A 7,273-nucleotide genomic window follows, 5' to 3' on the forward strand; every position below is an offset into this window, starting at 1 on the left:
TCGGATATGCAAGTCTCCCAAAAACCTAAAGGGAGCATTCACGAATGAACCAGATGAGCACATTGTTCACAAACTTATCGACCAAGTGTTTAGTTGCGGCCGTTTGCATAGGCAGCGTCGCTGCTCAGGTCGAAGCGCAGGAATTTAACGACACAGGCGACATTCTCGCGCGCTCGGCACAGGTCGAAGACATCGAATACAAAATAATGGTTCAGCGCGCGACGCAAACCGCGATCTGGGGAATGCCCGCCGCTGGCATGATTGATTTCCTGAAAGGTATTCGCCGCGATCTGGGCGGAGACTACAACGACATTGTGTACCTTAATAAACCATTCGACTCCAAACACGGGTTTCTGACGGCCAATGATGTGACAGCTTACGCATGGGCCTCGATGACGTCTGAACCCGGGCCTTTGGTGATCGAGGTTCCGGCAGCAACGGACAAGGTCAACTACTTCGGTACGATTGTAAACGCATGGGACGTGCCGATCGCCGATGTTGGTCCAGATGGTTTCGATGAGGGCGCTGGCGGCAAGTATCTTATGCTGCCGCCAGACTATGATGGCGAAATGTCGATCGAGGACCTGACCGACGCCGGATACTTTCCCTTCGAGACAGATACTTACGAATACGGGTTTTCATTCCGGCCAAAGCTGACCAACGGCGCGACCGATGCGGACGCGGCAGAATACGCACAGACCATAAAAGTCTATTACCTGTCGGAAGCCGACAACCCTCCGCCGAACACCTATCACGAAGCTTCAGAGGTGCCCTACGACTCTTTGCCTTACTACAATGAAACCTTCTTTCAGGACCTAAACGATTACGTTCAGAACAACCCGATCCGTCCACAAGACAAAGTCATGGTGAACTTTCTAAAGGATCTTGGGATTGAGAAGGGGAAGCCGTTTGAGCCAACCGAACTTCAGGTAAAGGCAATGGAGGAAGGTTTGCTGCTGGCTTATGCATCTATGCAGCACTATTTTGTGACGCCGGGCAAAGCGATGTTGCCGCTTTGGGTGGACGAAAACGGAGATATGAAAAGTCAGTGGCTGATCTGGGATTTCGCCGAGGGTCAGGCCGAGCTCGGGTTTCCATATGAGACTGACACCGAGGTGCTTGTCGATGCCCGTGCGGGCGGCAGCTACTTCTGGATCACCTATCTGCCGAAGCAACTTGGCGGTGGAACCTTCTACCTGACTGGCCTGCGCGACAGCGATGGCGAGATGTACGACCACAATCAGACTTACAAGCTGAACGTCCCGGCAGACACGCCCGCCGAGGACTTCTGGTCGGTCATTGTCTATTCGATGGAGACCAAGAGTTTTATCCGCAACGTCGATCCTGTGGGACTTTCAGAGCGCGACACCGACACGATGCAAGCAAACGAAGATGGTTCTTACGACATCTACTTCGGGCCTGAAGCGCCAGAGGGCATGGAAAGCAACTGGATCCCAACCACCGAGCCCTACTTCCTCCTGTTCCGCCTCTACGGCCCTGAAGAGGGCTGGCTGGAAAGCGGCTGGATGCTCGGAGATCTCAAGAAGCTCGAGTAGCTGAACTTTTTGGCAATCAAATTTGGACACTGACCGGTATTGGCACCAACCAATTGGTCAGCAATTGGAGAGGCGGTGTATGCCTCGGGACGCCGTCTCTCCAAAACAAACACCAAAGTGCCAAGTCGCGAAAAGCGCATAAAGGCAATGAAACATGGGAGATTCAAAATGAGACACATTAAGACTTGTATGACAGCGATTGCGATTGCACTCGCTGTCACTACGGGACCGCTTCAGGCGCAACAATTTGGCCAAGAAAGAGCACGAGCGGTCGGTGAACTGACAGATGAAGCGGTTGTGTCCGCTCTGCGCGAAGATGGTCGCGTCTCAATGAGTGGCGGTTTTTTCGAAACTGACAGCGATGCGTTGACCGGCACATCTCCCGAAGTTTTGTTCAAAGTTGCCAGCGCGATGGCGACGCTGCCTGAAATGCGACTGGCGATTGTGGGCCATACCGACTCGGTGGGTGACTTTGCTTACAACATTGACCTCGCTGAGCGCCGTGCGGCGGCCGTACGCAATGCACTGATGGGCGAACCCTACAACGTCGCAGCGGAACGTCTGGTCGCCATGGGAGCAGGTCCAATCGCGCCTGTCGCTTCGAACTTGTCTGAGGAAGGACGCGCGCTGAACCGGCGCGTGGAGTTCGTTTTGCTGAACGAAGACATGATTCAACAGAACGAGGGTACAAACGAACAAGTCGCATTGCCTCCCCAATCAGACAGAGAGTTCGCGGCAATAGTACCGGAAAACGTTTTGACACCGGACAGAGTGGAAACAGAGACACTTGGCACACTTGAGTTTTTCGATGGCATGCCGTCACCAGATACGGTTGAGAAAGTCTTCGACAACTTGGACTTGATGCGCGCAACGACTGCTTTTCTTGATGGCATGAAAATCGCGTCTCTGCGTGGAATGTTCCAAGGCTATGAAGATGTAGGCGCACAACCCAATGATGTTGTCATTGCAGAAAATCTTCTGGATGCCAGATCAATCTGGCTGACACCCAATACGACGACCATTTATGTGGGTTCCAACGTTGATATCTCCGAAGGCCCCATGGTCATCGAGGTGCCCGCAGGCATGTTGGGCCTGTTGGACGATGCCGGGTTCGACTACGTCGCCGATATTGGCGCGCTTGGAGCAGACAAAGGCGAAGGCGGGAAATACCTGTTGATGCATCACGACGATGAAACTGCCGTGCCAGAAGGATATTTTGAACTTCGTACAAGAACAAATGAACACTGGTTGCTGCTGCGTCGTTCCCCCGGAGCAGATGGTGACACAACAGGACCAGTTGCAGAGATCAAGGCGGGGTTGAATATCTATCCGCTCAGCGCAGCCGACAATCCGCCACCAGAGAACTTCATCAATATCTCCGGCGTTCAGCACAACACAGTCCATGCCAACAACGAAGATTTCTTCGAGGAAATTCATGTGGCGCTGGACAACAACCCTGTTGGCGCTTTCGACCCAGAGATCGTTGGGACGTTTGCGTCCATTGGCATCAAGAAAGGCGAACCGTTCGAACCGGATGCCAGAATGAAGGGCATCTTCAAAGAAGCAGCCGCCATCGCAAACGCAACTGCGCGTGCCATCACTTACGCCTCACGCGATCCGGGCGTGTATTTCTATGAAGATCGTCAATGGAATTCGCCGTTCCAGCGTCAAAGCTATTTGTTCCTAGAGGATGGCGCGCGTATTCTCGACGACCGGACGTACTTCTTCTACATGGCTACCGGTATCACACCTGCCATGACCGCCCCGCCGGTTGGCACCGGGTCGGTGTACGCGATGACGGCCCGCGACAAAGATGGGGAGTACCTCGATGGTTCAAAGACCTACAAGGTAACGCTTCCCGCACCAGTTCCTGCCAAAAACTTTGCGTCGTTTATGCTCTATAGTGGGCAGACTCGTTCGATCTTGGAAACGGACCAACAAGCCGGAGGGATCGACTCCAACAGGCCCGGAATCAAGCCGAACGATGATGGTAGCTTCAGCATCTATTTCGGACCGGAAGCGCCTGAAGGTTGGGAAAACAACTGGGCGCAAACGGTCCCCGGACGAAGCTTCAATGTCATGATGCGTCTGTACGGCCCACTTGCACCGTGGTTCGACAAAAGCTGGCGGCCCGGTGACTTGGAGCTCGTGGAGTGACACCAAGACTTGTCTTTCCCCGGCGTTGATCGCGAAAGCTGCCGAGGGGCGCTCCTCATCGTTGGAGCGCCCAATAGATCAGTTTATGGGGATTCAATTGTGGCAATCGAAAGCATCATTTGAAAGCTCAGCGAAAACAGCGCCGAGCATGGGAACATTAGAAAGGGAAACACATGAAAATAGGCAAATTGACGACTGCATTGCTCACATCGACCTTAATGACTGCCGGGGTCATAACCATTCCAATAGATGCCGAAGCACGCGATGTCGGTGATAGAGGTGCAGATAGAGCACAAGAGCGCGTGGACAGCCGAGGTGACCGTATCGACGGCGATAGGGTCGACGGTGACGTGCGCGACGAGTTGAAGGATGAAATAGACGACGATGTGCGCGAGGAGTTGGAGGACGAGGCCGACGAAGTCCGCGACGAGTTAGAAGACGAGGCCGACGACGCTCGCGCTGATTTGGAAGAGGAAGTTGACGAAGCTTGCAAGGAGTTGAAGGAGGAAACAGACAGGGAGTGCGATTAGGTGAGTTGTCAGTTCCACTCGCTCTACTCAAGGCGATATTCTGATTGATTTTGTTTTGCCCTCAACACAGCCATTCCCCACGACGCAACGCACCAACGACATGCGAAAGACCGCCTTGGGCTCGGAGCTGCCATTCTCTGCGATTGGTGCCGAATGGAAAAAGAGCCCAAAGTTGCCTTTACCGTGCCAAAAAATGCTGTAGGGAAAATCGGCAGGTCGCAGCCCAATGCGGACCTTGCAGGGAGCGTCAGAACCGATACTCTTCACCATTTCGAGTAATAACCCTAAGCGATGGCGAAAGACCGTTTGAATGAGGCCCGTTTTGTCGCAATCCATGGTTGATATGAAAGCTGAGACTCAAAGAATATGGTAACAATACCAGACTTTATTTCAAAGTACCTTGAGGGAAGTATGTGGCACACCACGTCCGTACTTCGGTTTGAGAAAATTCTAGATACAGGTTTCATTTTGTAGATCCCCCGTTGCCAGATAGTGAGCGTTATGGAGGCACGCCTTTTGTGCGGGCTGAAGGAGGGGTTAGCCTCTTTGATTTCCCTAAAGGCTTTGATTTGCAAGAATACGAAGCTGAGTTCTTCACAAGTTCTATTGGTGAGTTTCTCCCTTTCAAGAGACAATGGGGGCGATCTGTTTGGCTGCGAATAAACACCGATGTAGTGGCAGAGAACATCAAATCCGGGAGGGAAATCAGAGCCCTTTGGAAGTTAGAAGAATCGACAAAAAGATTTATGGCAGAGATCGAAAGTGCTCACCTGGGCGATATTCCAGTTGCCGCCATTTCTGATGCTTTCGAGATCGGTGCAGGAGACGACTGTTGGAGCAGGCGCTCACTGCGCCCTAGATCGCCAGAAACGCGCAAAAACCGCCCAGGCCCACCTGAGTAGGATTACAAGTGAAACTCTATGATAAAATCGTTCAGGAACTAGTGGGACCGGAGGACGAGCCTCGATTTCTTGGTGACCGCATGAGGTGTCGATTCTGCGACGCCACAGGGTCAAAGGCATTTGGAAAAAGGACTAACGCTCATACGTTCCCACGATCTTTGGGGAACCGGAGTCTCTACTTTCTAGACGAATGCAAGAAGTGCAATACCGAAAAGTTCTCACGCTACGAATTCACTGAGAATACGCAGTTGAGCGCTAGGCTAGAACAACTTGGCCTATTTTGATCATTTTCGCATCGACCCCAAGTTCTGGTATCAAGTAGCCGTTTTTGGTCCTGAACACATTCCGCAAATACTGATTTCCGTCAGTGTCCATAAACAGACACCGTAAGTTGTAGCAATCGCCCCAAACCCCTGCAATTGCAACTAGTGGAATGCCTATCGGTAGCGAGTCGACTCTTTCAAATTCTCTGTAGTCAATCCCGCAGGCGCAGGATTGGCGGAAGCTCATGGTGAAGCGTTCGTGATGAGTGGGTATCGTCATTCCTTCAGATCAAAGATGGAAGCCGTAGTCTTGGTCTCGTTCAAGCAGCCCATGATTCAGCTCTCTTGCAGCAGAGTTTCGGCGGCTCTCGCTAGCTTCAAACTCGTCTGCAAGTTCTCTTCCAGCGTGGTGTAGTTCTGTTCTTCGGTCAGCAAGTCGGCCAATGTAGCTACGGACTTGAGATGTGATTTCATCAGCAGCTCGATGCACTGCGTTAAGCCATTTAGCCTGGCCTCGATCCCGGTCGTCGAGCGTTCTTCCAAATTGCGCAATTCCGAGGCGGAGGTCTCGCAAGCCGTCACCAACTGCTCGACGCACGCGAGCAAATCTCGCTCCAAGGCTGTCAGGGATTGGTCCATCTAGTTTGGCTCCACTCTGATGCAAGAAACCAATCGGCTCGCCACCGAACAGGTGCGCATGCTTGATGTTTCTGGCGGCAGGATCAAATAAGTCGCTCCCTCGTGAAGTACCGCCTGGATGCCCAACCTCTCTAGCTGCGTCGAGGCGGCTATCGTTGAGAGTTTCCAGCTCCACAGAAAAGTCAGTCCTAAGGTTGCTGCGATCAACACCATACAGGCCGTTATCACCGCCCAAGGTGAGATCTGAATCAGGAATTTGATCTTGTCGATGTGACTCTGCCAGGTCGTCCCGCTCCAATCCAAAAACGTGCGGGTATCGGCTTCGATTGTATTCCGCGCGAGTGTTACACATGCTTGAATATCGCTCCTGAAGCTCTGCAATTGAGAATCCATCAAGGCGGCGTGCTCTTTTCGGATCTTGTCCAAGTCCGCGTTCAATTTCTCGCTCAGCCGGGTCGGCTTGCCAGTCGTCATGGAAAATCTCTCCTTTCAATCGCCAGCGTTCGCCTGTGTCGGGGTCTTTGGCCGTGATGTAATTTTTGCTTACGCGGGGGATATCGAAACCTGCGTCGGTCAGAGCATCGACCATGCTTGCGCGGTCGGTGATGGTGCCGATGCTGATCTGGTCTAAGATCCATTCGTGGAGTTCTTCGCGGCCCTGTGCCCTAGTTGGGGCCTCAACGGTGGCTTGAACCTCCTGTGTGCGTTCCAGATCCATCGGATCGGCCCAGTCGTGCGTCTTGTTCATTAAGTCGCGCAGACTGTCATAGGCTGTCCGATAGCCAGGTGGCGCGATGTTGAGGCTTTTACCGGTTGTCAGCTCCAAACGCGGTGTACAGAAATGCAGCTCAACTCGGTCTTCGTGGCTGTGCCGGACCCAGAGCAAGTCGAATTGCTCACTGTCCATACCAGCGAATGCCAGTGCCTCGAAGGTGAGCAGCCTCATCTGACTGGTCCAAATTGATTGTTAGTGCATCGTCGGCCTGTAATCCATTGGGATGATGGTTTCAGGTGCTGGCGGGCGATAGCCCAATGCACTGTGGGGCCGCTTTGTGTTGTAGTGTCTCCTCCATTGTTCGATCAGAATTTGAGCTTCGCGTAGGCTGTAGAAGACTTCACCGTTGAGTAGCTCATCCCTGAACCTGCCATTGAAACTTTCACAGTATCCGTTCTCCCACGGGCTCCCAGGTTCAATGTAAGCCGTCTGGGCGCCAACTGCGGCGATC

At 52.8% G+C, this 7,273-nt stretch carries 6 protein-coding genes; 4 read left to right on the forward strand and 2 right to left on the reverse strand.

The features are described from left to right. The first annotated feature begins 44 nt into the window (after positions 1-44). The 4 genes from ACR0MS_RS09960 to ACR0MS_RS09975 all read left to right on the forward strand — a co-directional run bounded on the left by ACR0MS_RS09960 (position 45) and on the right by ACR0MS_RS09975 (position 5,145). Positions 45-1,556 carry a DUF1214 domain-containing protein gene (locus ACR0MS_RS09960; RefSeq protein ID WP_480576310.1) on the forward strand — a complete coding sequence of 504 codons (1,512 nt, stop codon included), beginning with the start codon at positions 45-47 and terminating at the stop codon, positions 1,554-1,556. 168 nt (positions 1,557-1,724) lie between these two features. Continuing rightward, positions 1,725-3,713: a DUF1214 domain-containing protein gene (locus tag ACR0MS_RS09965; protein WP_170494699.1), complete on the forward strand. Its 1,989-nt coding sequence runs from the start codon at positions 1,725-1,727 to the stop codon at positions 3,711-3,713. 173 nt (positions 3,714-3,886) lie between these two features. Then, positions 3,887-4,243 (forward strand): hypothetical protein, encoded by a 357-nt coding sequence (locus tag ACR0MS_RS09970; protein WP_170707447.1) that lies wholly within the window; start codon positions 3,887-3,889, stop codon positions 4,241-4,243. A 482-nt stretch (positions 4,244-4,725) separates the two neighbouring features. Continuing rightward, a complete protein-coding gene (locus ACR0MS_RS09975) occupies positions 4,726-5,145 on the forward strand; it encodes a hypothetical protein (protein ID WP_480576315.1) in 420 nt (139 codons plus the stop codon). A 552-nt stretch (positions 5,146-5,697) separates the two neighbouring features. Here the strand turns inward: ACR0MS_RS09975 and ACR0MS_RS09980 are convergent. Continuing rightward, entirely contained in the window at positions 5,698-6,993 is a 1,296-nt protein-coding gene (locus tag ACR0MS_RS09980) for a relaxase family protein (RefSeq protein WP_480576318.1), read from the reverse strand. Between the two features lie 21 nt (positions 6,994-7,014). Continuing rightward, positions 7,015-7,273: integrase core domain-containing protein (locus ACR0MS_RS09985; RefSeq protein ID WP_480578900.1), on the reverse strand; the 259-nt coding region annotated here is incomplete at its 5' end.

It is taken from the genome of Ruegeria sp. CJ2 (assembly GCF_056536745.1).

Excerpts from the sequence above, each read along its gene's own strand:
- ACR0MS_RS09960 (WP_480576310.1), top strand. The coding sequence starts at position 45 with ATGAACCAGATGAGCACATTGTTCACAAACTTATCGACCAAGTGTTTA.
- ACR0MS_RS09970 (WP_170707447.1), top strand. The coding sequence starts at position 3,887 with ATGAAAATAGGCAAATTGACGACTGCATTGCTCACATCGACCTTAATG.
- ACR0MS_RS09965 (WP_170494699.1), top strand. The coding sequence starts at position 1,725 with ATGAGACACATTAAGACTTGTATGACAGCGATTGCGATTGCACTCGCT.
- ACR0MS_RS09980 (WP_480576318.1), bottom strand. The coding sequence starts at position 6,993 with ATGAGGCTGCTCACCTTCGAGGCACTGGCATTCGCTGGTATGGACAGT.